Source organism: Neisseria sp. HMSC03D10 (assembly GCF_001807625.1).
Taxonomy (GTDB): domain Bacteria; phylum Pseudomonadota; class Gammaproteobacteria; order Burkholderiales; family Neisseriaceae; genus Neisseria; species Neisseria mucosa.
Genome location: NZ_KV789571.1, coordinates 1 through 26,337 on the forward strand (window position 1 = coordinate 1; position 26,337 = coordinate 26,337).

Annotated in this window: 20 protein-coding genes and 3 tRNA genes; 16 read left to right on the forward strand and 7 right to left on the reverse strand. The window is 53.2% G+C overall.

What is annotated here, in order from left to right; translation table 11 throughout:
* Positions 1–67: 67 nt before the first annotated feature.
* From parC to HMPREF3066_RS08060, 3 genes are all read left to right on the forward strand, one after another.
* Complete coding sequence (gene parC / locus HMPREF3066_RS08050; protein WP_070441929.1) at positions 68–2,377, forward strand: DNA topoisomerase IV subunit A; 2,310 nt, start codon at positions 68–70, stop codon at positions 2,375–2,377.
* Between the two features lie 164 nt (positions 2,378–2,541).
* On the forward strand, positions 2,542–4,131 hold the full coding sequence (locus tag HMPREF3066_RS08055) for a sensor histidine kinase (protein WP_070441932.1): 1,590 nt from the start codon (positions 2,542–2,544) through the stop codon (positions 4,129–4,131).
* Positions 4,124–5,728 carry a sigma-54-dependent transcriptional regulator gene (locus tag HMPREF3066_RS08060; protein ID WP_003765325.1) on the forward strand — a complete coding sequence of 535 codons (1,605 nt, stop codon included), beginning with the start codon at positions 4,124–4,126 and terminating at the stop codon, positions 5,726–5,728. The genes HMPREF3066_RS08055 and HMPREF3066_RS08060 overlap by 8 nt, the downstream gene beginning before the upstream one ends.
* A gap of 230 nt (positions 5,729–5,958) precedes the next feature.
* Here HMPREF3066_RS08060 and HMPREF3066_RS08065 read toward each other — a convergent pair whose 3' ends face one another.
* The gene (locus HMPREF3066_RS08065; RefSeq protein ID WP_070441961.1) at positions 5,959–6,561 is read right to left on the reverse strand and encodes a DUF4112 domain-containing protein; all 603 of its coding nucleotides are present in this window, start codon (positions 6,559–6,561) and stop codon (positions 5,959–5,961) included.
* A 385-nt stretch (positions 6,562–6,946) separates the two neighbouring features.
* On the opposite strand from HMPREF3066_RS08065, the gene rffG reads away from it, so the two are divergent.
* Together rffG and rfbA are read left to right on the forward strand one after the other, a co-directional pair.
* Complete coding sequence (gene rffG, locus HMPREF3066_RS08070) at positions 6,947–8,014, forward strand: dTDP-glucose 4,6-dehydratase (protein ID WP_070441935.1); 1,068 nt, start codon at positions 6,947–6,949, stop codon at positions 8,012–8,014.
* Between the two features lie 69 nt (positions 8,015–8,083).
* Positions 8,084–8,950 carry a glucose-1-phosphate thymidylyltransferase RfbA gene (gene rfbA / locus HMPREF3066_RS08075; protein ID WP_070441938.1) on the forward strand — a complete coding sequence of 289 codons (867 nt, stop codon included), beginning with the start codon at positions 8,084–8,086 and terminating at the stop codon, positions 8,948–8,950.
* A gap of 152 nt (positions 8,951–9,102) precedes the next feature.
* Here rfbA and folD read toward each other — a convergent pair whose 3' ends face one another.
* Positions 9,103–9,954: a bifunctional methylenetetrahydrofolate dehydrogenase/methenyltetrahydrofolate cyclohydrolase FolD gene (folD, locus tag HMPREF3066_RS08080; protein WP_039856158.1), complete on the reverse strand. Its 852-nt coding sequence runs from the start codon at positions 9,952–9,954 to the stop codon at positions 9,103–9,105.
* A 240-nt stretch (positions 9,955–10,194) separates the two neighbouring features.
* Between folD and HMPREF3066_RS08085 the strand changes: the two genes are divergently transcribed.
* From HMPREF3066_RS08085 to HMPREF3066_RS08095, 3 genes are all read left to right on the forward strand, one after another.
* A tRNA-Pro gene (locus HMPREF3066_RS08085) sits at positions 10,195–10,272 on the forward strand.
* Positions 10,273–10,299: 27 nt separating this feature from the next.
* Positions 10,300–10,376 (forward strand) — tRNA-Arg (locus HMPREF3066_RS08090).
* 16 nt (positions 10,377–10,392) lie between these two features.
* Positions 10,393–10,468, forward strand: a tRNA-His gene (locus HMPREF3066_RS08095).
* Positions 10,469–10,678: 210 nt separating this feature from the next.
* Here the strand turns inward: HMPREF3066_RS08095 and HMPREF3066_RS08100 are convergent.
* A complete protein-coding gene (locus tag HMPREF3066_RS08100) occupies positions 10,679–10,927 on the reverse strand; it encodes a GlsB/YeaQ/YmgE family stress response membrane protein (RefSeq protein ID WP_039408441.1) in 249 nt (82 codons plus the stop codon).
* 202 nt (positions 10,928–11,129) lie between these two features.
* On the opposite strand from HMPREF3066_RS08100, the gene HMPREF3066_RS08105 reads away from it, so the two are divergent.
* Entirely contained in the window at positions 11,130–11,663 is a 534-nt protein-coding gene (locus HMPREF3066_RS08105; protein ID WP_070441941.1) for an isochorismatase family protein, read from the forward strand.
* Positions 11,664–11,681: 18 nt separating this feature from the next.
* Positions 11,682–12,179, forward strand: coding sequence for a GNAT family N-acetyltransferase (locus HMPREF3066_RS08110; RefSeq protein ID WP_003743715.1), 498 nt, complete (start codon positions 11,682–11,684; stop codon positions 12,177–12,179).
* 83 nt (positions 12,180–12,262) lie between these two features.
* Here HMPREF3066_RS08110 and HMPREF3066_RS08115 read toward each other — a convergent pair whose 3' ends face one another.
* The 3 genes from HMPREF3066_RS08115 to dapD form a co-directional block, all read right to left on the reverse strand.
* On the reverse strand, positions 12,263–12,679 hold the full coding sequence (locus HMPREF3066_RS08115) for a ClpXP protease specificity-enhancing factor (RefSeq protein ID WP_060975446.1): 417 nt from the start codon (positions 12,677–12,679) through the stop codon (positions 12,263–12,265).
* A gap of 19 nt (positions 12,680–12,698) precedes the next feature.
* Positions 12,699–13,304 carry a glutathione S-transferase N-terminal domain-containing protein gene (locus HMPREF3066_RS08120; protein WP_016686519.1) on the reverse strand — a complete coding sequence of 202 codons (606 nt, stop codon included), beginning with the start codon at positions 13,302–13,304 and terminating at the stop codon, positions 12,699–12,701.
* A gap of 322 nt (positions 13,305–13,626) precedes the next feature.
* On the reverse strand, positions 13,627–14,448 hold the full coding sequence (gene dapD / locus HMPREF3066_RS08125; RefSeq protein ID WP_070441945.1) for a 2,3,4,5-tetrahydropyridine-2,6-dicarboxylate N-succinyltransferase: 822 nt from the start codon (positions 14,446–14,448) through the stop codon (positions 13,627–13,629).
* A 259-nt stretch (positions 14,449–14,707) separates the two neighbouring features.
* On the opposite strand from dapD, the gene glnE reads away from it, so the two are divergent.
* Together glnE and HMPREF3066_RS08135 are read left to right on the forward strand one after the other, a co-directional pair.
* The gene (gene glnE, locus HMPREF3066_RS08130) at positions 14,708–17,398 is read left to right on the forward strand and encodes a bifunctional [glutamate--ammonia ligase]-adenylyl-L-tyrosine phosphorylase/[glutamate--ammonia-ligase] adenylyltransferase (protein WP_070441948.1); all 2,691 of its coding nucleotides are present in this window, start codon (positions 14,708–14,710) and stop codon (positions 17,396–17,398) included.
* Positions 17,399–17,488: 90 nt separating this feature from the next.
* Positions 17,489–18,001 carry an SH3 domain-containing protein gene (locus tag HMPREF3066_RS08135; RefSeq protein ID WP_039407626.1) on the forward strand — a complete coding sequence of 171 codons (513 nt, stop codon included), beginning with the start codon at positions 17,489–17,491 and terminating at the stop codon, positions 17,999–18,001.
* 124 nt (positions 18,002–18,125) lie between these two features.
* Here the strand turns inward: HMPREF3066_RS08135 and pgi are convergent, their stop codons facing one another.
* A complete protein-coding gene (gene pgi / locus HMPREF3066_RS08140) occupies positions 18,126–19,754 on the reverse strand; it encodes a glucose-6-phosphate isomerase (protein ID WP_060975444.1) in 1,629 nt (542 codons plus the stop codon).
* A gap of 292 nt (positions 19,755–20,046) precedes the next feature.
* Here pgi and HMPREF3066_RS08145 point away from each other — a divergent pair, with 292 nt between their 5' ends.
* The 4 genes from HMPREF3066_RS08145 (at position 20,047) to HMPREF3066_RS08160 (ending at position 26,056) form a co-directional block, all read left to right on the forward strand.
* Complete coding sequence (locus HMPREF3066_RS08145) at positions 20,047–21,084, forward strand: LacI family DNA-binding transcriptional regulator (RefSeq protein WP_016686965.1); 1,038 nt, start codon at positions 20,047–20,049, stop codon at positions 21,082–21,084.
* A gap of 219 nt (positions 21,085–21,303) precedes the next feature.
* Positions 21,304–22,635 (forward strand): MFS transporter, encoded by a 1,332-nt coding sequence (locus HMPREF3066_RS08150; protein ID WP_070441951.1) that lies wholly within the window; start codon positions 21,304–21,306, stop codon positions 22,633–22,635.
* Positions 22,636–22,802: 167 nt separating this feature from the next.
* Complete coding sequence (locus HMPREF3066_RS08155) at positions 22,803–24,911, forward strand: TonB-dependent siderophore receptor (protein ID WP_070441954.1); 2,109 nt, start codon at positions 22,803–22,805, stop codon at positions 24,909–24,911.
* Positions 24,912–25,240: 329 nt separating this feature from the next.
* Positions 25,241–26,056: an alpha/beta hydrolase gene (locus HMPREF3066_RS08160; RefSeq protein ID WP_070441958.1), complete on the forward strand. Its 816-nt coding sequence runs from the start codon at positions 25,241–25,243 to the stop codon at positions 26,054–26,056.
* The last annotated feature ends 281 nt before the right edge of the window (positions 26,057–26,337 follow it).

Genomic DNA, 26,337 nt, shown 5'->3' on the forward strand with positions numbered 1-26,337 from the left:
GTACTGGTTTAAAGTTAATCCACTATACTTTACAATATCGCCCTTTACCTTTATTTCCAGCTTCCTTATGAACGAACACGTTTCCGTCCCATCCCCCGTCGGCGAAGACTACCTGCTATTAGGTCAGTACGCCGAACGCGCCTATCTCGAATACGCCATGAGCGTGGTCAAAGGCCGCGCGCTGCCTGAAGTTTCAGACGGCCAGAAGCCCGTACAGCGGCGCATTTTGTTTGCCATGCGCGATATGGGTTTGACGGCGGGGGCGAAGCCGGTGAAATCGGCGCGCGTGGTCGGCGAGATTTTGGGTAAATACCACCCGCACGGCGACAGTTCCGCCTATGAGGCGATGGTGCGGATGGCGCAGGATTTTACCTTACGCTACCCCTTAATCGACGGCATCGGTAACTTCGGTTCGCGCGACGGCGACGGGGCGGCGGCGATGCGTTACACCGAAGCGCGGCTGACGCCGATTGCGGAATTGCTGTTGTCCGAAATCAATCAGGGGACGGTGGATTTCGTGCCGAACTACGACGGCGCGTTTGACGAACCGCTGCACCTGCCCGCCCGTCTGCCTATGGTGTTGCTCAACGGCGCGTCGGGCATCGCGGTAGGCATGGCGACCGAAATTCCGTCGCACAATTTGAACGAAGTCACGCAGGCGGCGATTGCTCTGTTGAAGAAACCGACGCTGGAAACCGCCGACCTGATGCAGTACGTCCCCGCGCCCGATTTTGCCGGCGGCGGTCAAATCATCACGCCGGCGGACGAATTGCGCCGGATTTACGAAACCGGCAAAGGCAGCGTGCGTGTGCGTGCGCGTTACGAAATCGAGAAGCTGGCGCGCGGGCAATGGCGCGTGATTGTGACCGAGCTGCCGCCGAACGCCAACTCCGCCAAAATCCTTGCCGAAATCGAAGAACAGACCAACCCGAAACCGAAAGCAGGCAAAAAACAGCTCAACCAAGACCAGCTCAACACCAAAAAGCTAATGCTGGATTTAATCGACCGCGTGCGCGACGAGTCTGACGGTGAACATCCCGTGCGTCTGGTGTTCGAACCGAAATCCAGCCGCATCGATACCGATACCTTCATCAACACGCTGATGGCGCAAACTTCACTGGAAGGCAATGTGTCCATGAACTTGGTGATGATGGGGCTGGACAACCGTCCCGCGCAGAAAAACCTGAAAACGATTTTGCAGGAATGGTTGGATTTCCGCGTCGTTACCGTAACACGTCGTCTGAAATTCCGTTTGAACCAAGTGGAAAAACGGCTGCACATCCTTGAAGGTCGTCTGAAAGTCTTTCTGCACATCGACGAAGTGATTAAAGTCATCCGCGAATCAGACGACCCGAAAACCGATTTGATGGCGGCGTTCGGGCTGACCGAAATCCAAGCCGAAGACATTTTGGAAATCCGCCTGCGTCAGTTGGCACGTTTGGAAGGTTTCAAACTCGAAAAAGAATTGAACGAGTTGCGTGAAGAACAAGGCCGTCTGAATATCCTTTTGGGTGACGAAAACGAAAAACGCAAGCTGATTATCAAAGAGATGCAAGCGGACATGAAACAGTTCGGCGACGCGCGCCGCACGCTGGTGGAAGAAGCCGGACGCGCCGTGCTGACGCAAACCACCGCCGACGAACCCATTACGCTGATTCTGTCGGAAAAAGGCTGGATACGCAGCCGTGCCGGGCACAACCTTGATTTGAGCCAAACCGCCTTCAAAGAAGGCGACCGCCTCAAACAAACCCTTGAAGGCCGCACCGTTTTGCCCGTCGTCATCCTGGATTCATTGGGCAGAACCTACACGCTCGATGCCGCCGAAATCCCAGGCGGACGCGGCGACGGCGTGCCGGTTTCATCGTTAATCGAGCTGCAAAACGGCGCGAAACCCGTCGCCATGCTCACCGGCCAGCCCGAACAGCACTACCTGCTCTCAGGCAGCGGCGGTTACGGCTTCATCGCCAAGCTGGGCGACATGGTCGGGCGCGTGAAAGCGGGCAAAGTGGTGATGACTGTGGACAGTGGCGAAACCGTCCTGCCGCCGATTGCCGTCTATGCTTCCTCGCTCATCAATCCCGACTGTAAAATCGTACTGGCCAGCAGCGACCACCGCCTCTTGGCGTTTTCCATCGGCGAACTCAAAGTCATGCCCAAAGGGCGGGGTTTACAGTTGATGTCACTGACCGACGGCGCATCGCTGGAACACGTCCTCGTGACCACGGCTGCGGAATTTATCGTCGAAACCGTCGGTAAGCGCGGTGCGGCGCATCAGGAAAAATTGCGCATTTGCGATATCGACGGCAAGCGCGGCAAAAAAGGGAAGGTTTTGGACATCTCAGGTCGTCTGAAAACCTTGTCCGCTGCCTTCGCATAAACAACAAAAGGCGCGGTAACACATTGAAAACCTAGAAAACACGGTCGTTTTATGTTATGCTGACAAAATTAAAAAAATATTTACGACCATCTGCGGCAATGTCGCAGAACGATTTCAAAAACAGGTACTAATAATGATAAAAATAAACAAAAAGGGTTGCGGATATGAGTAAGTCCGGCTTTCAGGAACTGGGAAACCTGAGCGAGCGGATACCCGGTTTAATCAATATTGCCCGCATTGCCATCGTGCTGCCGCTGTTGGTTATGCATGCTTTCGGCGTTTACAGCAATGGCACCCATATCGGCATGTCATTCCCCCCCGTCGAATTTTACAGCTGGGCAGCGCTGTATTCTTTCCTCATCTTGTTATCCGTCGCCCGTCCGGACTGGCAATGGCAGACTTTGGATTTGCCCAATGCCAGTGCAGTCGTCGATATTTCGATGATGATGATACTGGTGTATATCGCCGGCGGAGTCGATTCGGGCTTCGGCATCCTTGTCCTTCCTTTCGTCGCGACGTCCTGCCTCCTCAGCTACGGGCATTACCCCATGCTGTACGCAGGCTACGCGTCTATGCTGTTCTTCTTCAATCTGCTGCTTGACGGCAGCATCCGCCTGCATCCGTTTGATTGGGATACACAACCCCTGATTACTACGGTCCTGCTCTGCGGCGCGTGTTACCTTGTTGCCATGCTGACTTCGTTCGCCGCCCGCTATCTGGAGCAGGCGACCGAATCCGCCAGCCGCCATCAGCTTGCCTACCGCCGCATCAGCGGGTTGAACCGCCTCGTTCTCAACCGCGTGCAGGAAGCCGTTATCGTTATCGACAGCACCCAGCGCGTCTGGCTTTTCAACAAACAGGCAAAAACCTATTTCCCCGGTTTGGTGGTTGACCAGCAGGAAGTCGTGTTCGGCGAATTGGTTACACGCTGGCAATATCATCCCGACAAACCGTTTGAAACCGATATCCACATCTTCCAACACGCCATGCACGTCCGCGCCGTCCCGCTGATTCAGGAACAGACGGAACTGCTCATGCTGTATGTCCGTTCGCTGCGCGAAGTCGCGGCAGAGGCCATGTCCACCAAGCTCACCTCGCTCGGACAGCTTACCGCGAACCTCGCCCACGAAATCCGCAATCCGATGTCCGCCATCCGTCATGCCAGCGATTTGCTGCAAGAAAGTGATGACGATACCGAACCCGATCCCGTTAAAGCCAAGCTTTGCGGCATTATCGACAGCAACATCCAGCGCATCGACAAAATGTTGGAAGACATCTCCCTGCTCAACAAGCGCGACAACATCAGCCGCGAGCCGATCAACCTGATGAAATTCTGGCTCGACTTCAAACAAGAGTTCACGCTCAACAATTCCGACGCTATCGGCTGCCTGCGCATGAACATGGACGGCAACAACCTTACCGTCCTCGCTGATGTGATGCACATCCAACAAATCATGTGGAACCTCTGCAATAACGCATGGCGGCACAGCCGTCAGGACGAGAATGCGATTACCGTCCTGATCCGCCCCAGCGGCAGGATGCATATTTCCATCGTCGTTGCCGATAACGGCAAAGGCATTTCGCCCGAAGTCCGCAACCATCTCTTCGAGCCGTTCTACACCACTGAAAAACAAGGTACAGGATTGGGGTTGTACGTTGCCCGCGAATTGGCGCACGCCAATATGGGCCAACTCCATTACCACCCCGAAATGAACGGATTCGAACTGATTTTACCGAGAGAACACAATGAGTAAGCTGCAAGACCCAGTATTGGTCGTCGACGACGAGGCCGACATCCGTGACTTGATGGAAATGACGCTGATGAAGATGGGACTGCGCGTGCAGACCGCCGTCGGCGTAGAAGATGCCAAAGACAAGCTCGACAACAACGACTATTCCCTCGTCTTGACCGATATGCGGATGCCCGACGGCTCAGGTCTCGAAGTCGTCCAATACATAGACGAACTCATGCTCGACACCCCTGTCGCCGTCATTACCGCTTTCGGTAATGCCGACCAAGCGGTTGAAGCGCTTAATGCGGGCGCGTTCGACTACCTGCAAAAGCCGATTACCCTTTCCCAACTTCGCTCGTTGGTTAAATCTGCCGTTTCTGTTTCCAACAGCACGGACGAAATTGCCCAGCCGCCAACCGAAAAACCGTCCGCGCCTGTCGCAGCCGCATTCAACAAGCCTAAAACCCCGCCCAAACCGCCCAAACGCGACTTGAGCGGTTCTGTCTCCGTGCCCGAAAGCCTGCGTTCCATGAAAGAACGCTTTGCCACCGGCGAAATCGCCATGCGTGCAAACGAAGACGTTCCAGAATTGGGCGGCGAAGAAGATATGCCGCGGCTGCTCGGCAGTTCGCCCCAAATGGTCGAAGTCCGCCACCTGATCCGCCGCCTCGCCCGCAGCGGCGTGCCCGTTTATATTTCCGGCGAATCGGGTACCGGTAAAGAACAGGCTGCGCGTACCATCCACGAATTGTCCGATCGCGCCGACAAGCCTTTTATCGCAGTCAACTGTGGCGCGATTCCTGAAAATCTGATGGAAAGCGAATTCTTCGGCTACAAAAAAGGCAGCTTTACCGGCGCCGACCAAGACCGTCTCGGCTTCTTCCAACACGCCGACGGCGGCACGCTATTCCTTGACGAAGTTGCCGACTTGCCGCTAGCCATGCAAGTCAAACTCCTGCGCGCCATCCAAGAAAAAGCCGTGCGCCGCATCGGTGATGCCCGCGAAACTTTCGTCGATGTCCGCATCATCTGCGCCACCCATAAAAACCTTGAAGCCCTTGTTGATAGCGGCGCATTCCGTCAAGACTTATATTACCGCCTCAACGTCGTTACCCTGCACATGCCGCCCCTGCGCGAAATGCGTGAAGACTTGGGCGCGCTGATTCTGTACCTGCTCTACAAACACCGCCACGGTACGCAAACCTACAAACTCAGTCCCAAAGCGCAAGAAGCCCTGCTGCATTACAGCTATCCCGGTAACTTCCGCGAACTCGAAAACATCCTCGAACGCGCCGTCGCCCTGACTGTCGGACAAGTTATCCAGCTGGATGATTTGCAAATCCAAAACACGACGACGCCCAAAAACGACCATCCAAACCTCAGCCTTGACGACATCGCCGATTCAGAAACACGAAAAGGCGAAACTTTGGATCACCAGCCGCTTCCGCCGTTTGACCCGCGCACCATGCAGATTCAAGATTACCTTGACCAAATCGAGCGCGGCATTATCGAACAAGCGTTGCAGCAAACCCGTTACAACCGCACTCAGGCAGCCAAGCTTTTAGGCATCAGCTTCCGCTCCATGCGCTACCGTATGGAACGTTTGGACATCAATTAAGTTTGCACTTTGTATTGTCTGCACATTTAGGAAGTAAAACCTAAACGTAGGTTTTAGATATAGCGGGTTAAATTTAAATTAGGACAAAATCGCGGATAGTATAGACCGTACGAAACCAGTCAACTTGGTACGCTCATACTTAGAGAGCCATTCTCTCTATACTGAGACATTGCAACGCAATATTGATTTAAACTTAACCTGCTATATATCTCCATTCAAATCACAAACATTCAAAACCAACCGGCAACAGCGTGAAACAGATAAGCCATACCGCTCCATGCCCATTTACTTACTGCAACCGTTATCCAACCCATCAAAACCAACACAATCAAACCAAAAAAATCAGGCATATGCAGATAAAACCAAGCCGCAACAGGTTTGCGCCAAAAGTCTGATTTTTGTTGTTTCTTCTCCAAAGCCGCGTGCATAAACGGACGCTCCAAATGTATGTCGTAGTCGATGCCATACTCACTGCGCACATGTTCATTGATGACTTTCAAAGTACGGCGGCTTGGTTGCAAGAAAATATCGATAAGCGTACCGACAACAGGAATCATGCCAAGCACCATATCGGCAAAAGCAAGATATACGGCAGGACGCATTTTATGTTCTGGCACGCCCAACTCCCTCCCCATTCGAAAAGCCTTCATCGTCAACAAAAGCCCGGCAATATCCCCGACAAAAGGAATCAGCGACAATATGGCATCAACGCCGATTCCTTGTTTGGTAAAAGGAATGCAAAACAAACTATCCATAGTATTGGCATATTTAGCTAACTCACGTTCACGCCGAATGATTTCCTGACGTTCATAAGGTATAGGTGTGTGTTTCATAATGATTTTATTGTAGTAGATTAATAAAAGGGTTTTGACAGACAAAATTTATTTTAATAATTTCTTTTTCAATATTGCCAATAGCATTTTATACAAACTTTCATTCAGAGACGATGCAAAATTCGATTGTCTTTTAAGGGGAAGACCTAATTACGGATTTAAGATGGCTGGACTGTTGGGATTCATGCTGCTGAAATTAAATTATAGTAAAGCGTTTAAGGTACACCAAAATAATCATAGAAAATATCTTCATGATATTCTTAGAGTTAAATGAAATGATATACCGAAATATCAAAATAATGCCGTGATATTAATTGACACCCAAGATACAAAAAATATATATACAGTTATAATTCAAAGCTGTACTGTATCTCAGACCCATCCCATGAAAAAAATCCTCGTTACCGGCGGTGCGGGCTTTATCGGCTCGGCAGTTGTCCGCCACATCATCCAAAATACCCAAGATTCCGTCATCAACCTCGACAAATTAACTTACGCGGGCAATCTCGAATCTCTGACCGATGTAGCCGACAGTCCCCGTTACGCTTTTGAGAAAGTGGACATTTGTGATCGTGCCGAACTTGACCGCGTGTTTGCACAACACCAGCCCGATGCCGTGATGCACTTGGCAGCGGAAAGTCATGTTGACCGCTCTATCGATTCAGCAGGCGAATTTATCCAAACCAACATCGTCGGCACGTTCAACCTGCTTGAAGCTGCGCGCGCCTATTGGCAACAGATGTCGTCTGAAAAACGCGAAGCCTTCCGTTTCCACCATATTTCCACCGATGAAGTTTATGGCGACTTGCACGGTACGGACGATTTGTTTACCGAAACCACACCCTATGCACCGTCCAGCCCCTATTCCGCATCCAAGGCATCCAGCGACCATCTCGTGCGTGCATGGCTGCGCACCTACGGTCTGCCGACCATCGTAACCAACTGTTCGAACAACTACGGTCCGTATCACTTCCCCGAAAAACTCATTCCGTTAATGATTCTGAACGCGCTCGACGGCAAACCGCTGCCCGTGTACGGCGATGGGATGCAAATCCGCGACTGGCTGTTTGTCGAAGACCACGCCCGCGCGCTGTATCAGGTTGTTACCGAAGGCGTCGTCGGCGAAACCTACAATATCGGCGGACACAATGAAAAGGCCAATATCGAGGTGGTTAAAACCATCTGCGCCCTGCTGGAAGAACTCGTTCCCGAAAAACCAGCCGGCGTGGCGCGTTACGAAGATTTGATTACCTTCGTGCAAGACCGCCCCGGCCATGACGTGCGCTACGCCATCGACGCCGCCAAAATCGGTAGGGAACTGGGCTGGAAACCGCAGGAAACGTTCGAATCCGGCATCCGCAAAACGGTGCAATGGTATTTGGACAATAAAACCTGGTGGCAAAATGTATTGAACGGCAGCTACCGTTTGGAACGCTTAGGAACAGAAAAATAAGTTTTCAGACGACCTTCTAAGTCAGGGAGGTCGTCTGAAAATCAAAATACATCACTTCAGGAGAAACTTATGAAAGGCATCATCCTTGCCGGCGGCAGCGGCACACGCCTCTACCCCATCACGCGCGGCGTATCCAAACAGCTTCTGCCCGTGTACGACAAACCCATGATCTACTACCCCCTGTCCGTATTGATGCTGGCAGGAATACGCGAAATCTTGGTTATTACCACCCCCGAAGACAACCCGTCTTTCAGACGACTGCTCGGCGACGGCAGCGATTTCGGCATCTCCATCAGCTACGCCGAGCAGCCCAGCCCCGACGGCTTGGCGCAAGCATTCATCATCGGCGAAGAATTTATCGGCAACGACAACGTCTGCTTGGTCTTGGGCGACAATATTTTCTACGGTCAGTCGTTTACCCAAACTCTGAAACAGGCTGCTTCTAAAAAACACGGTGCCACCGTGTTCGGCTACCAAGTCAAAGACCCCGAACGTTTCGGCGTCGTTGAATTTGACGAAAACTTCAACGCCTTATCCATCGAAGAAAAACCGAAACAGCCCAAATCCGACTGGGCGGTAACAGGCTTATATTTCTACGACAACCGCGTCGTCGAGTTTGCGAAACAAGTCAAACCGTCCGCACGCGGCGAACTCGAAATCAGCACGCTCAACCAAATGTATCTTGACGACGGTTCATTGTCCGTCCAGCTTTTGGGGCGTGGCTTTGCATGGTTGGACACCGGTACGCATGAAAGTCTGCACGAGGCCGCCTCATTCGTCCAAACCGTGCAAAACATCCAAGACCTGCAAGTCGCCTGTCTCGAAGAAATCGCCTGGCGCAACGGCTGGCTTTCAGACGAGCGTTTGGAAGAACTCGCCCGCCCGATGGCAAAAAACCAATACGGCCAATATCTGCTGCACCTGTTGAAAAAATAAAAAAAGGTCGTCTGAAATCGTAAGGGACAATAATATACCGACTGATTTCAGACGACCTTGACCACGACATCAAAAAGCCAAGCCGGAACACGCGGGATACCGTACCCCTCCCGTGTATTCCGGCTCGGCTTTTCCATAACAGTTTATATCATTCAGTCATGCAGTGCAGCCGCGTGCAAGGTATTTTCCAAAAGCGTCGCAATCGTCATCGGACCGACGCCGCCGGGAACAGGGGTAATCATACCCGCCCGTTCCTTTGCCACATCAAACTCCACATCACCGCACAAACTGCCATCTTCCAAACGGTTGATACCGACATCAATCACAACCGCACCGGGCTTAATCCAACTGCCTTTAACAAAATTCGGGATACCCACGCCGACGACCAAAATATCCGCCGCAGCCACTTCATCAGCAAGATTCTGCGTCGCACTGTGGCATACCGTTACCGTCGCGCGTGCCAACAATAGTTCCAAAGCCTGGGGCCTGCCTACAATATTTGAAGCACCGACAACAACCGCTTTTTTCCCTTTTGGATCGACCCCGTATTCTTCCAAAAGCGTCATTACGCCTTTGGGCGTACATGGCCGCATCAGCGGCATTTTCACCACCAGCCGTCCTATATTGTAAGGATGGAAGCCGTCCACATCTTTATGTGGAACAATATTTTCCAGAACGGCCTGACTGTCGATATGTGCCGGCAACGGAAGCTGCACCAAAATACCGTCCACAGCATCATCCTCATTCAACCGCCCGACCAAATCCAACAACTCTTCTTGGGAAGTCGATTCGGGCAGCTCATAAGACAAAGAACGGATACCGCATTTTTCGCAAGCCAGCTTTTTATTGCGGACATATACCGCACTGGCAGGATCATTACCCACCAGAATGACCGCCAAACAAGGTTCGCGCAAACCATCTTCCTGACGCTTTACCACTGCTTCGGCAACTTTTGCCAATCTTTTGACCGACACCTCTTTACCGTTGATTAATTGTGCAGCCATAAACCTTCCTTCCCAATCAAAATGAACAATATCGGCGATTATCGCATTTTTAAACCGGTTTGACACATCCCGTAAAACCACATTCCTGCACATTCAAACTCATATTCTCATTCTATTCCCTGGCATACTCATAAAAATAAATCTTAATAAAAAATAAAAAGATAGGACAAGAAATAAAAACAAACTTAAAAATACAGTTGACCTTTTACAAACCTATCTGTATAGTTTCACTCTTCAAGTCGGGGCGTAGCGCAGCCCGGTTAGCGCATCTGCTTTGGGAGCAGAGGGTCGTGAGTTCGAATCCCACCGCCCCGACCAATAATGCTTTAGCACGAATCGGCATGAGCGCCCGTAGCTCAACCGGATAGAGCACCGACCTTCTAAGTCGGGGGTTACAGGTTCGATTCCTGTCGGGCGTGCCAAAATTTTAGTTTTACGGTGGCTGTAGCTCAGTTGGTAGAGCCCTGGATTGTGATTCCAGTTGTCGTGGGTTCGAGCCCCATCAGCCACCCCAAAATAAAAGACCTGCATAAAATATGCAGGTCTTTTGCTTTTTATATTGTTCCATTATCTATACTCCCATTTTTCTTTCAAATATACAAAGTTCAAACCAAAAAGCCCAAGTTGCCGTTCCCGCTTGTACAGGAAATAACAACAAGGGCTTTTCCATTTCAATCCTAAATACAGACCGATATTCCGGCCTGCTTTAATCATCTATATCAGATTAGCGGTTTTTCAAAAACCGTGTATAAACCGCCAAAATGATTACGGCGAAAATGGTTGAGGCAATCCATCCGGCAGGTTCACCCACGTGATACCAACCTAATTTTTGCCCCACAAATCCTGCCAACGCCGACCCGCCAATACCCAACAGAGTCGTCATAATGAATCCGAAATTTTCCTTACCCGGATGCAGGAATTTTGCCAAAGCACCAATGATGAAACCGATAATAATCGTAACGATCCATCCCATAGTATTACCTCCGTGTGATATGCAAGTTGTTTTAATTGGCTTTCCTTAGAAAGGCCTCTGTATAATACAGAACAGTTTGACCGACCGTCTTACCTCTCCCTCTTGTTTTTCTTAAAATAAACAGACTTTAAGTACTTTTACCGTTTTGATGCAGCATATACACAAACAACCTCTTCCCAAGGTCGTCTGAAAGGAAATCCAAATGAACACGGAAAATACGCTTTGCCTGATTGTCGATATTCAAGAACGCCTGCTGCCCGCATTGCACGGCAGCGAACAAATGGTCGAACATTGCCGCATCCTGCTGCAAGGCTTGTCGGCTCTAAACATACCGTTTGCAGCAACGGAACAATATCCGAAGGGTTTGGGTAAAACGACTCCCGCCATATCCCTGCTTCTGCACAATACGCCGATATTTGAAAAGACCCGTTTTTCCGCCGCATCACCCGAAGTCATGGCTATTCTGAAAGAGAAACAAATCGAAAACATCATCTTAATCGGTGTGGAAGCGCACATCTGTATGCTTCAGACGACCTTGGACTTGCTCAAGCACAATATCCGCGTCCACATTCCTTACGAATGCACCACCTCCAGAAACGCGCTTAACAAAGACAATGCCTTGCAGCAGATGCTTACTGCCGGAGCCGCCGTATCCAACGTTGAGAGCCTATTATTCAACCTGATGGGTGATGCGAAACATCCTGCCTTTAAAACCATTTCCAAACTCATCCAATAGCCGTCAGGTCGCCTGAAAATGGAATATACGATTACTCTAGCGAAAACAGAAGACCTGCCCGACATTGTCGAAATCTACAACAGTACGATTGAAGCGCGCCAATCTACCGCCGATTTATCGCCCGTCAGCATCGAAACCCGCAAGCCTTGGTTTGAAGCACATTCCGGCAAACGTCCGCTTTATGTCTTGAAAAACCATAGCGGCGAATTGCTGGCATGGGGCAGCTTCAGCGATTATTATCCGCGCCACGCGTATCACATCAGTGCGGAAATCAGTATTTATGTCCGACACAATATGCGCGGGGTCGGCGTGGGTAAAATCCTGCTGCGCAATATGTTGGAGCGCGCGCCCTCCTTGGGTATTAAAAATGTTTTGGCCGTGATTTTCGGACACAACCACCCCAGCCTGCATCTTTTCCACTCGTTCGGTTTTCAAGAATGGGGCAGATTGCCCGCAGTGTGCGATTTGGAAACATTTGAAGCGGATGTGGTTATCTTGGGCAAACGGATAACGTAATTTCCTCTAAAGAACCCAACCTGAAAGATCATGCATATGAGTAAAAAGGTCGTCTGAAATCTACTTTCAGACGACCTTTCATTTTATTTGACGAACTTCAATACCTTGCCTGACTTGGCGGGCTCTCCGTCAGTTGGCTTATCTGCCGCCGGCTCCTGCTGCGCCTCCTTACCGGAAGCATCCGCCTCGTAAGGCTCGACTTCGAACCCCATCCCCTCCCCGCTTTCGCGTGAAAAGATGCTTATGACATGACCAACGGGAATCCAAATATCGTGCGCCACGCCGCCGAAACGGGCGGAAAAGCTGATCCAATCGTTATCGATATTCAGATTATGGCTGGCGGCCGGGCCGATATTCAGTACAATTTCATTGTCGCGGACATATTGCATGGGTACGCGGGTATGTTCGTTAACCCAAACGACCAGATGCGGCGTTTGGCTATTATCGATACACCATTCATATAAGGCACGAAGCAGATAGGGCTTGGTCGAAGTCGTCATGGTATCTCCTTTCGGAAGCTTATCGGCGCATGGCTTTTTCGGCGGGCGTCAGTGCTTCGATGAAAGCCTCGCGTTGGAAAATGCGCTCGGCGTATTTCAACAAAGGTGCGGCGGATTTGCCGAGTTTGATGTCGTAATGATCAAGCCGCCACAACAAAGGAGACAGCGCTACGTCAATCATAGAAAAATCTTCGCCGAGGATGTATTTGCTCTTCGCAAAAGCAGGAGCCAGCATTGTCAGCCCGTTACCGATGGCTTCGCGCGCTTTAGCCTGTTCTTTGTTGGTCGCGTTGGGGTTTTCCAAAACATGGACGAAGTTGAACAATTCTTTTTCCATGCGGAACAACACCAAACGCCCGCGTCCGCGCATCACGGGATCGCCGGGCATCAGTTGCGGATGCGGGAAACGTTCGTCGATATATTCGTTGATGATGTTGGACTCGTGCAAGATGAGGTCGCGTTCAACCAAAACAGGCACTTGATTGTACGGATTCATTACGGCAAGGTCTTCGGGCTTGTTGAAAATATCGACATCTTTGATTTCAAAATCCATGCCTTTTTCGTACAACACGAAACGGCAGCGTTGGCTGAACGGGCAGGTAATGCCTGAATATAAGGTCATCATGGTAATTGGGCTCCTGTATCCGGTTTCAGACGGCATGCGTCTGATACGACCGTTAAACAAATTAATCGCAGAATTATACGCGATTGCATACAACAATTCTAGAAAAACAGGATAATATATTGTTTTAAATTATATTTTTCGACTTCTCTATCTTAAGTCATACAACGCAATATCGCTGCATACCGTAAATAAAGAGGTCGTCTGAAAACCCGAAATCCGGTTTTTCAGACGACCTTTTTCTATTCAAACAGGGAAACCGTTTGCCTGAAGCCCGTTTATGTTTCGGGCTGTTTCAGACGACCTCCCCTTTTCTGTTCGCCGGTTAAATACCGCGCAGCAATTCGTTGACGCTGGTTTTGGCGCGGGTTTGCGCGTCTACGCGTTTGACGATAACGGCGCAGTAGAGGCTGTGGCTGCCGTCTTTGGAAGGCATGCTGCCGGACACGACAACCGAGCCTGCCGGTACGCGGCCTTGGTAGATTTCGCCGGTAGTGCGGTCGAAGATTTTGGTGGATTGTCCGATGAACACGCCCATGGAAATCACGCTGCCTTCTTCGACAATCACGCCTTCGACGATTTCGGAACGCGCGCCGATGAAGCAGTTGTCTTCAATGATGGTCGGACTGGCCTGCAGGGGTTCGAGTACGCCGCCGATGCCGACGCCGCCGCTCAAGTGGACATTTTTACCGATTTGGGCGCAAGAGCCGACGGTCGCCCAAGTATCGACCATCGCGCCTTCGTCAACGTATGCGCCGATGTTGACATAAGACGGCATCAGCACGACGTTTTTGGCAACAAAGCTGCCGCGACGCGCAACGGCACCGGGTACGGCGCGGAAACCGGCGGCGCGGAACTCGTCTTCAGACCAGTCGGCAAACTTGGTCGGCACTTTGTCGAAGTATTTGTTTACGCCGTCGTTGAGGACTTCGTTGTCTTGAATGCGGAACGACAGCAATACGGCTTTTTTCGCCCATTCGTTGACTTTCCATTCGCCCACGCCCAAGCGTTCGGCAACGCGCAATTTGCCTGAATCGAGTTGGCGGATGGTTTCCAACACGGCTTCTTTGCCTTCGGGGGTAACGGTGGTCGGGGTGATGTCCGCACGGTTTTCAAAGGCGGTTTCAATGATGTTTTGCAAAGACATGGGGATTCCTTTTGAAGAGGGTAAAAGGTCGTCTGAAAAATTCGGATGACCTGCAAACAGGCGGTATTTTGCCATGTAAACGCTTTGCCGTCAGCTTTTGCAAAGGTCGTCTGAAAGGTGTTTTACTGTTTCAGACGACCTCCAAGATTGCTATGATATAGTGGCTTGACTTTAAACCGGTACGGCATTGCCTCGCTTTGTCCTGATTTAAAGTGAATCCACTATCCCACTCCCGTCATCCTTCCAAACGGAATCCAAAATGTCCGACAACCGCCTCGACACCGCCCGCCGCCATTCCCTGTTCCTCGCCCGCCAGCTCGACAACGGCAAACTCAAGCCCGAAATTTTCCTGCCCATGTTGGACAAGGTTTTAACCGAAGCGGATTTCCAAGCCTTTGCCGATTGGGACCAAATCCGCGCGGAAGAAAACGATGAAGAATTGGCGCGGCAGTTGCGCGAGTTGCGCCGTTATGTGGTGTCGCAGATTATCGTGCGCGATATAAACCGCATCAGCGATTTGAACGAAGTAACCCGCACGATTACGCTGTTTGCCGATTTTGCCGTCAATACCGCGCTGGATTTCGCCTACGCCTATTATCAGGATATGTACGGCACACCGATCGGGCGTTATACCAAATCGCCGCAGCATTTGAGCGTGGTGGCGATGGGCAAGGCGGGCGGCTATGAGTTGAACGTGTCTTCCGACATCGATTTGATTTTCATCTATCCCGAATCGGGCGATACCGACGGCAGGCGCGAACGCGGCAATCAGGAGTTTTTCACCAAAGTCGGGCAGAAACTGATTGCGCTGCTGAACGACATCACCGCCGACGGGCAGGTGTTCCGCGTCGATATGCGGCTGCGGCCGGACGGCGATTCGGGCGCGCTGGTATTGAGCGAAACCGCGCTGGAGCAATACCTGATTACGCAGGGGCGCGAATGGGAACGCTATGCGTGGTGCAAAGGCCGCGTGGTTACGCCGCATCCAAACGACATCAAATCGCTGGTGCGCCCCTTTGTGTTCCGCAAATATCTGGATTACAGCGCGTATGAAGCGATGCGCAACCTCCACCGCCAAATCCGCAGCGAAGTCAGCAAAAAAGGCATGGCGGACAACATCAAACTCGGCGCAGGCGGCATCCGCGAAGTCGAATTTATCGCCCAGATTTTTCAGATGATACGCGGCGGACAAATGCGCGCGCTGCAACTGAAAGGCACGCAGGAAACGCTGAAAAAACTTGCCGAGCTGGGCATCATACCGTCTGAAAACGTCGAAACCCTGCTTGCCGCCTACCGCTTCCTGCGCGACGTCGAACACCGCCTGCAATACTGGGACGACCAGCAAACCCAAACCCTGCCCTCCTCGCCCGAACAGCAGCAACTGCTCGCCGAAAGCATGGGCTTCGACAGCTACGCCGCCTTTTCAGACGACCTCAACATTCATCGGAACAAGGTCAATCAGTTGTTCAATGAAATTTTGAGCGAACCCGAAGAGCAAACACAGGACAACAGCGAATGGCAATGGGCATGGCAGGAAAAGCCTGACGAAGAAGAGCGGCAAGGTCGTCTGAAAGAACACGGGTTCGATGCCGAAACCATCGCTGCAAGGCTCGACCAAATCCGGCACGGTCATAAATACCGCCACCTTTCCGCACACGCCCAGCCGCGTTTTGACGCCATTGTGCCGCTGTTCGTACAGGCGGCGGCAGCGCAACCCAACCCGACCGATACGTTGATGCGGCTGTTTGACTTCCTCGAAAACATCAGCCGCCGTTCCGCCTATCTCGCCTTCCTCAACGAACATCCGCAAACCCTGGCGCAGCTGGCGCAGATTATGGGCCAAAGCTCATGGGTGGCGGCGTATCTGAGCAAATATCCGATTCTGCTGGACGAACTCATCAGCGCGCAGCTTTTGGATACCGCGTTCGACTGGCAAGCCCTCGCCGCCGCCCTTTCAGACGACCTCAAAGCCTGCGGCGGCGACACCGAAGCGCAAATGGACACCCTGCGCCGCTTCCAGCACGCCCAAGTCTTCCGCCTCGCCGTCCAAGACCTCGCCGGACTGTGGACGGTAGAATCCCTCTCCGACCAACTTTCCGCCCTCGCCGACACCATCCTCGCCGCCGCCCTGCCGTGCGCGTGGGCGGACATGCCCAAAAAACACCGCGACACCCCGCAATTCGCCGTCGTCGGCTACGGCAAACTCGGCGGCAAAGAACTCGGCTACGCCTCCGACCTCGACCTCGTCTATCTCTACGACGACCCCCATCCCGACGCAGGCGACGCGTACAGCCGCCTCGCCCGCCGCCTGACCAACTGGCTTTCCGCCGCCACCGGCGCAGGCAGCCTCTACGAAACCGACCTGCGCCTGCGCCCCAACGGCGACGCCGGCTTCCTCGCCCACAGCATCGCCGCCTTCGAAAAATACCAGCGCGAAAACGCATGGACGTGGGAACACCAGTCCCTCACCCGCGCCCGCTTCATCTGCGGCACACCCGAAATTCAGACAGCCTTCGACCGCATCCGCACCGAAATCCTCACCGCCGAACGCGACCAAACCGCCTTGGCAGGCGAAATCATCGAAATGCGCGAAAAAATGTTCCCTACCCATCCGCCGGTTGACAGCAACGTCAAATACGCACGCGGCGGCGTGGTCGACGTCGAATTTATCGTCCAATACCTCATCCTTGCCCATGCCCGAAAATATCCGCAACTCCTCGACAACTACGGCAACATCGCCCTCTTGAACATCGCCGCCGACTGCGGCCTCATCGACAAAACCCTCGCCGAACAAAGCCGCACCGCCTACCGCTTCTACCGCCAGCAGCAACACAACACCAAACTGCGCGACGCGGAAAAAACCGAAGTAACGGACGAATTGCTGACTCACTACGGCAATGTGCGAAAACTGTGGCAGGAAGTATTCGGGGCAGAAGTGAAGTTCGGATAAGCAGGCGGACGTATTCAGCGTCAAAAGCTGCACGGCAACACAATTTACCGCCACAGCAAACGCACTCTAAACATATAAGGAAAACCAACCATGAAGAAAATGGCACTGTTTTTAACGGTTTTACTGTCGTCGGCAGCAGCCAAAGCCGCTGATTACTTTTTGCCTCATACCGAATGCGATGGCTCTGCAAACGTTCGTGTTGCTCCTGATACACGCAGCAAAATCATGACGGTACTGAATTATGAAAGCAGAAAACACAAAATACTCAGGAAACAGGGTAAATGGTTTCATATTCAATTAGATGGAATCCGTACAGGCTACGTCCATCAAAGCCAAGGTTTTATCGTGCACAATTATGTTGTCGCCAGCCCTGACGGATCGGCAAACGTCCGTAACAACAGCTACCCCGAAGAACCGATCAGCCAAGGCGAAATCATCAAAACACTCCCAAACGGAACGCGTGTACAGATTGCCCCAACTTTCAGAAAAGGCGACTGGTTGTGGTACAGCAATCAGGGGGCTTACACAGAAAAAAACGAAGACGGTAACAATGTATCAATTCAAGGATATATCCACAAAAGCCAGCTAAAACGTATAGATTAATCGTTCCACTCGCGACAATCAGCCGTAGTATGAGCATCATCCGAGTTACTCTGCCCATAACAGAGCAAAAGGTCGTCTGAAAACCCGATGTAGGTTTTCAGACGACCTTTTATGTTTGAACTGCCTATCGGTTTTGGCTGGCGCGGTAGAAGGCGATGAGGCCGTTGGTGGAGCTGTCGTGCTGCGGGTTGCCGCGTTCGAGTTCGGGTTCGATGGTTTTGGCGAGTTCTTTACCGTATTCGACGCCCCATTGGTCGAAGGGGTTGATGCCCCAAATTGCGCCTTGGACGAAGGTGCGGTGTTCGTATGCCGCCATGAGCATGCCGAGGCGGCGGGGGTCGGTGGCGCTGAGGAGGAGGCTGTTGCTCGGGCGGTTGCCGGGGAATTCTTTTTGCGGGGCGAGGCGTTCGCGTTCGGCTTCGGGCAGGTCGGCAAGCTCGGCGCGGGCTTCTTCGAGGGTTTTGCCTTTCATCAGGGCTTCTGCTTGGGCGAAGGCGTTGGCGACGGTGAAGCGGTGTTGGCGGTTGATGCCGTAGGCGGTGGTCATGGGGACGATGAAGTCGCAGGGGATGAGCCGTGTGCCTTGGTGGAGGAGTTGGAAATAGGCGTGCTGGCAGTTGACACCTTCTTCGCCGAAGACGATGCCGCCTGTGGTGTGGGGGACGGGACGACCGTCGGCGGTGCGGTTTTTGCCGAGGCTTTCCATGTCGAGCTGGTTGAGCCACGAGGGGAGGTGGCGCAGGTTGTGGCTGTATGGGACGGCGGTTTGTCCGTCGGCGTGCTGGAAGTTGTTGTACCAGATGCTGATGAGCGCCATGAGGACGGGGATGTTGCGGCGGTAGGGGGTTTGGAAGAAGTGGGTGTCCATGGCGTGCGCGCCGGCGAGGAGTTCGCGGAAGCGGTCTGTGCCGACGGCGACCATGACGGGCAGGCCGATGGTTGACCAGACGGAATAGCGTCCGCCGACCCAGTCGAACATGGCGAAGACGTTGTCGGGGGCGATGCCGAAGTTTCGGGCGGCGGCAACGTCGGAGGAGATGGCGCAGAAGTGGCGGTAGATGCCGGATTCGGGCAAACCTGCATCACGATACCAGGCGCGGGCGGCGTAGGCGTTGAGCAGGGTTTCGGGTGTGCGGAAGGATTTGCTGGCAATGCTGAATACGGTGGTTTCGGGCTTGAGGTGGGCGAGTGTGCGGCTGATGTCGGCGTCGTCTGAATTGCTGACGAAGTGGACGCGGATGTTTTGGCGGTAGGCTTTGAGGGCTTCTACACACATTCTGGGGCCGAGGTCGGAGCCGCCTATGCCGATGTGGACGAAATCGGTGATGGGTTTGTCGGTGATGCCCCTGTGGCTGCCGTTGTTGAGTGATTCGGCGAAGGCGAGGGCGCGGTCGAGTTCGCGGTGAATTTTGGGGAGGATGTTTTCGCCGTCAACGTAAACGGGCGCGGCGTCGGGCGGCAGGCGCAAGGCGGTATGGAGGACGGCGCGGTGTTCGCTGAGGTTGATTTTTTCGCCGTTTTGCATGGCGTGCATTTGTCCGGCAAGGGGCGAGGCTTCGGCAAGGCGGCACAAAAGTTGCAAAGTGTCTTCGCCGAGGCGGTTTTTGCTGTAATCGAAGAGGAGGCCGTCGAGGGTTTCGTGCATATTGCCGAAGCGGTCGGGTTCGGCGGCGAAGCGGTCGCGCAGGTGGAGGTGTTGTGTGTCGAGCCGGTGTTGTTCAAGGGCTTGCCATGCTTCGGTAAATGCGGTCATCGGGTTTCCTTCGGGATTGGGTTCGCTCATTCGGCGGGATGTGATTTAGTTATAGATTGTACCGCGGCTGATTGGTTCGCTACTTAATGATTTTTTTGTAGTTTAATGTAGTTTAACAAGACGGCGCGGGTTTGCCGGATACGGGTAAGCAATTTAGTTAAGAATTGTATGCAATATGCAAGCAATGTGCTTGATTTTCATCAAGGTTTTTTAAAATTTTTAGTATGACACCGATGTCAGGTGTGATATGCTTCGTAATCAAATGAAACAGGGATGAGGCGGGAGTCGTAAGATGGCTACAATTTATGATGTTGCTGCTTATGCGGGCGTCTCACCCAAAACGGTCAGCCGCGTCATCAACGGCGATGCGCCGGTCAGCGATAAAACCCGTGCAAAAGTCGAAACAGCGATTGCGGCTTTGGGTTATATCCCGTCTTCGGCGGCGCGGGTGATGCGGTCGAACCGTTCGGACTTGGTCGGACTGATTACCGGCGCCATCTCGCGCACGGGCGAATACGGCGGGGTACACGGTCTGCCGGATATGTTTTTAATCAAAGGCATCCAGCAGAAAATCCGCGAAGCGGGCAAAACGCTGATGATTGCGGATACGGACAACCGCTACGAGCAAATCGACCCTTTGGTCAGGACGTTTATGGAACACCGCGCGGAAGGCATTTTGTATGTAACCGAATCGCACCGCGAAATCGTCCTGCCCGAAATGCCCAACCGCTGCCCGATGGTTTTGGTCAACTGTTTCGACGCGGCGGGTACGCCGTCGGTTTTGCCGGACGACGAGCGCGGGCAATACGATTTGGTACGCAACATCATCCGTCACGGACACCGCCGTATCGCCTACATCACCTTGCAGGCAGGCGCAGAAGCGACGCGGCTGCGTTTGGCGGGCTACCGCCGCGCTTTGGATGAATCGGACATGGTGTTCGATCCTGACTTGGTGCAAACCGGCATCACCGACTTTGCCAACGACAGCGAGCCTTTGATTGCGGCAGTGTTGAAACTGTTGTCACTTGCCGACCCGCCGACGGTCATTTGCTGCGGCAACGACGAAATGGCGGTCCGCGTTTACGGCATTTTGAGGACGCGCGGCGTACGCGTTCCGGAGCAGGTATCGGTGGCAGGGTACGACAACCACAGCGCAATTGCCGAAACCCTGTTCCCGCCGCTGACCAGCACCGAGCTGCCCTATATGCGCATGGGCGCGCTGGCGGCGGAAATCCTGTTCGACATTATCGAGACCAAAGAAACCGTCCGTCCGCCCGTTCGGGTTGTAGGGGAAACGATTTGGCGGCAGTCGGTTACAGCATTGAAGTAAAACATTATTTCAGACGACGTCTGCTTTATGAGGCAGACACAATACGACAACAAAAGGTCGTCTGAAAACACAAACAACGCATCACGCTATCCATTTGCAACGTATCAATACGATACGCCAAAGAATAAAGAAAGCGGCCCAACCGCTTCAACTATGCAGTGTTTCCCGCAGTTTGTTGTTCCATGTTTTCTTCTTACAAAGTCCAGGAGTCGCTTCAAAATGAAGATTTCCCCACAAGTATCGATGACGCTTCGCCAGATTATGCTGATGAACTTCGGCTTCTTCGGCATCCAATACAGCTTCGGTTTGCAGCAAACCGCCATCAACCCGATTTTCAGTTTCTTACATGCCGACCCCGGCCAACTGCCTATTCTGAATATGGCAGGTCCGATTACCGGCTTGCTCGTTCAACCCCTTATCGGTGCCATGAGCGACCGCACCTGGATTCCCGGCTTGGGACGCCGCCGCCCGTATTTCTTAATCGGAGCCATCGGTTGCAGCCTCTGCCTCTTCATCTATCCGCACGTTACCGCATTGTGGGTTGCCGTATTGCTGCTGTGGCTCTTGGACATCAGCAACAACACCGCCATGGAACCCTTCCGCGCCTTCATCGCCGATACCGTCCCCGAACACCAACAATCCACCGGCTTTTTGATGCAGTCCGTGTTCACCGGCTTGGGCATTACCCTTGCCAACGTATCGCTCTACATCTTCCAACAAATCGGTTGGCTGCAACAAACTTCTGAAGCAGGTATCCCCTACTGGGTATTCGGCTCGTTCTATATCGGCGCCGTCTGCTCCATCGGCTCTGTTTTAGTAACCGTATTGTCCACGCCCGAACACGAACCTTCTCCCGAAGAAATGGCGGCAATCAAAGCCCAACCCAGAGGCCCCGTCCACGCCGTCAAAGACATCGGCACAGCCATTAAGGAAATGCCCACCCCACTGTGGCAGCTTGCCTCCGTTTACCTCTTCCAATGGTACGCCCTCTTCATCTACTGGCAATACATCTCCCACAGTATCGTCAAATCCGTCTGGGGTTCGACATCTGCCGACCAGGCTGCCTATGAACAGGCAGTGGCATGGACCGGTTTGGTCAACGGTTTTTACAATGTCGTAACCTTTGTTTCCGCCTTCGGACTGATGTGGATGGCGCGTAAATATGCCGCGAAATATGTCCACGCCTTTGCCGTTATCCTGGCATCGCTCGCCCTCTTAACCATCCCGCACATCACCAATAAATACCTGATGTTCGCCCCGATGATCGGCTTCGGTATCGGCTGGGCAAGTATGATGGGCGTGCCGTTTATGATTGTCGTACACTCCATCCCGAAAGAACGCTACGGCGTGTATATGGGCATCGTCAACATGATGATTGTGATTCCGATGCTGATCCAAACCGTTACCTTCGGTTGGATCTATGACACCTTCCTCGGTGCAAACCCGTCCAACGCCATGACCTTCGCCGGCGTCTTCCTCGCCATCGCCGCCGTACTGACCCTGACCATCAAAACGTCAAACAAACCTTATGGCGTAGAATCGGCAAGCTGATTCAAGCAGTTGCGACAAGGTCGTCTGAAACCCAAATTGAGGTTTTCAGACGACCTTGTCGCATATTCACAAAAGATTGTCGGGAAAACGATAGTTTTTTTCCACAATGTCAGCCATCAAAAATATAAAATACAACAATTCTCATTTGTAAAAGACCGGAGAAATTGATGTTCCGTCCCAACTTGACCGCTGCCGCCGTTGTGGCCGCTTTATCTTCCACTGTATTTGCCGCCGAAACGGCCGAGCTGGATACTGTCCATGTTCAGGGGCAGCGTTCGTATAACGCGATTGCCACCGAGAAAAACGGCGATTACAGCTCGTTTGCCGCCACTGTCGGCACAAAAATCCCCGCATCTTTACGCGAAATTCCGCAATCCGTCAGCATCATCACCAACCAGCAGGTAAAAGACCGCAACGTCGATACCTTTGACCAATTGGCACGCAAAACGCCGGGCCTGCGCGTGTTGAGCAATGACGACGGACGCTCTTCGGTTTATGCGCGCGGTTACGAATACAGCGAATACAACATCGACGGTCTGCCCGCGCAGATGCAGAGTATCAACGGCACGCTGCCCAACCTGTTTGCCTTCGACCGCGTCGAAGTGATGCGCGGGCCGAGCGGTTTGTTCGACAGCAGCGGCGAGATGGGCGGTATTGTGAATTTGGTGCGCAAACGCCCGACCAAAGAGTTCCAAGGTCATGTGGCGGCAGGGTTCGGTACGCACAAACAATATAAAGCCGAAGCCGACGTTTCAGGACCTCTGAACACCGACGGCAGCGTGCGCGGCCGTGTGATGGCGCAGACTTCGGGCGCGTCTCCCCGTCCTGCCGAGAAAAACAACCACCACGAAACCTTCTACGCGGCGGCGGATTGGGACATCAACCCCGACACGACTTTGGGCGTAGGCTATCTCTACCAGCAACGCCACCTCGCGCCGTACAACGGTCTGCCCGTCGGCAGCAGCGGCAATTTGCTGTCCCTGCCCAACCACACCTTTGTCGGCGCGGATTGGAACAAATTCAAAATGAACAGCCATGACGTGTTCGCCGATTTGAAACATTATTTTGACGACGGCGGCTACGGCAAAATCGGTATGCGCTATTCCGACCGCGATGCCGACTCCAACTACACCTTCGCCGCCAACAAACTTTCTGCCGACAATAAGGCAAACGTCGTCGGCTTAGGCACGGAAATCAAACAAAAAGCCTTCGCGGTTGACGCAAGCTACAGCCGTCCGTTTGCCTTGGGCAACACCGCAAACGAACTCGTCGTCGGCGCGGACTACAACCGCCTGCGCAGCACCAACGAGCAAGGCCGTGCAGCCGTTGCGCGTAATGTTGCCTTGGGCGATTTCCACTCCGTTCCCTATGTCAACCTGATGCAGAACGCCCGTGCCGGCGCGCGCGGTTACAGCCATACCGTCGCTACCGAAAACCTTGACGAATTCGGTGTTTACGGCAAATCCGTCTTCCATCCGGTCGACAGGCTGTCACTCATCGGCGGCTGGCGTTTGGGACACTACAAAATCGAAGCGGGCGAAGGCGACGAGTTGCACAAAGCCAGCAAAACCAAGTTCACCGGCTACGCAGGCGCAGTTTACGACTTGAACGACAACAACAGCCTCTACGCCAGCTTCTCCCAACTCTACACGCCGCAAACCAGCCTCGGCACCGGCGGCAACCTGCTCAAACCGCGCGAAGGCAACCAGTTTGAAGTCGGCTACAAAGGCAGCTACATGGACGACCGCCTCAACACCCGCGTCTCCCTCTACCGCCTGAAAGACAAAAACGCCGCCGCACCGCTGAACCCGAACAACCGCAACACCCGTTACGCCGCCTCGGGCAAACGCGTGATGGAAGGCGTTGAGACCGAAATCAGCGGCGCGATTACACCGAAATGGCAAATCCACGCAGGTTACAGCTATCTGCACAGCCAAATCAAAACCGCCGCCAACTCGCGCGACGACGGCATCTTCCTGCTGATGCCCAAACACAGCGCAAACCTGTGGACAACTTATGAAGTTACGCCCAAGCTGACCCTCGGCGGCGGCGTGAACGCGATGAGCAGCATCTCCTCAGCGGCAGGGCTGCGCGCAGGCGGCTACGCCACCTTCGACGCCATGGCGGCATACCGCTTCACGCCCAAACTGAAGCTGCAAATCAACGCCGACAACATCTTCAACCGCCACTACTACGCCCGCGTCGGCAGCGCGAACACCTTCAACATTCCCGGCTCGGAGCGCAGCCTGATGGCAAACCTCCGCTACGACTTCTAAAAACGGGAAAAGCAAAAGGAAAACAAATCACCGCCAAAAACCAGAAGACCAACACATTACGGAAACAGACCGGACAGGCAGGGCACACCACCTGTCCGGTTTTATCATTTATAGTGGATTAACTTTAAACCAGTACGGCGTTGCCTCGCCTTGGCCGTACTATTTGTAATGTCTGCGGCTTCGTTGCCTTGTCCTGATTTAAATTTAATCCACTATATGTTCATGTTTGACATAGAGAAACAGCAGATATAGCCCAAAGGTCGTCTGAAACATCCGCCAACCCGATAACACACACAACACACCCCACCAACACAACCGACAACCCCGCCATGACCTCACGCACCGCACACTGGCAAGCCGCCCGCCTGCTGCAAGCCGAAGAAACCCACATCCGATCCGAGCACACCGGCCGCAGCTACCGCATCCAAACCGCCGCCGTCGGCGACCCGCCCCCGCAAGGCTATCCCGTCCTCCATATCCTCGACGGCGACGCCTTCTTTCCCGCCGCCCTCAGCATGGCGCAATCCCTGCTCATCAACCCAATGACCCGAAGCCGCGCCGCCTGCCTCATCGTCAGCATCGGCTACCCCAACGGCGAAGTCCGCGACCTGACCCAACGCGCCCTCGACTACACCCCCCCCCTACCCGAAACCGCCACCGAAGCAGAACGCCGCCAATACGGACAAGCCGACCGCTTCGCCGCCTTCCTCGACCACGAACTCGCCCCGGCCCTTGCCGCCAAATACCCCGTCAACCCCAAAGAACAAGCCCTGTTCGGACACTCCTTCGGCGCATTGTTCGGACTCTATTCCCTCTTCACCGCCCCCGACCGCTTCAAACACAACCTGCTCGCCTCCCCCTCCGTCTGGTGGCACAACCGCCGCGTCCTCGACTTCCTACCGTCCGCCCTTCCCGCCGACACCGCCGTCCGCATCAGCGTCGGCGAACACGAAGGCCGCAGCAACCGCCCCGAACAAATCGGCAGGGAAATGGTCGCCCAAGCCAAACTGCTTGCCGGCACCCTCCAACACCTCGGCGCAGACGCAAAATTCACCCTCTACCCCAACGCCAACCACGGCAACACCCCCTTCTACGCCCTCCCCGACCACATCGAATACCTCCGCCAAGCGTGGCAGAAGAAATAAACCGGCAGAAACGACAAGCCGTATGCCCAGCAAACAGGAATACGGCTTGAGTGGTGGCGGTTGGGGATTTTCAGACGACCTTGGATTCAATTTTTTATGCAATCAACGCAGGTTTTATTCAATTAAATTGGAAATCCAACCCGTAGCGTGGGCTGCGCCCACGAAATCCGCTATCTAAAAATCCAAATCAGACAACAGCCAAATGGGCATCCATTTTGGCTTTCATCTCGTGGGAAAAGCCCACGCTACTCGAGACCTTTGCAAAATTCCCCAAAATCCCC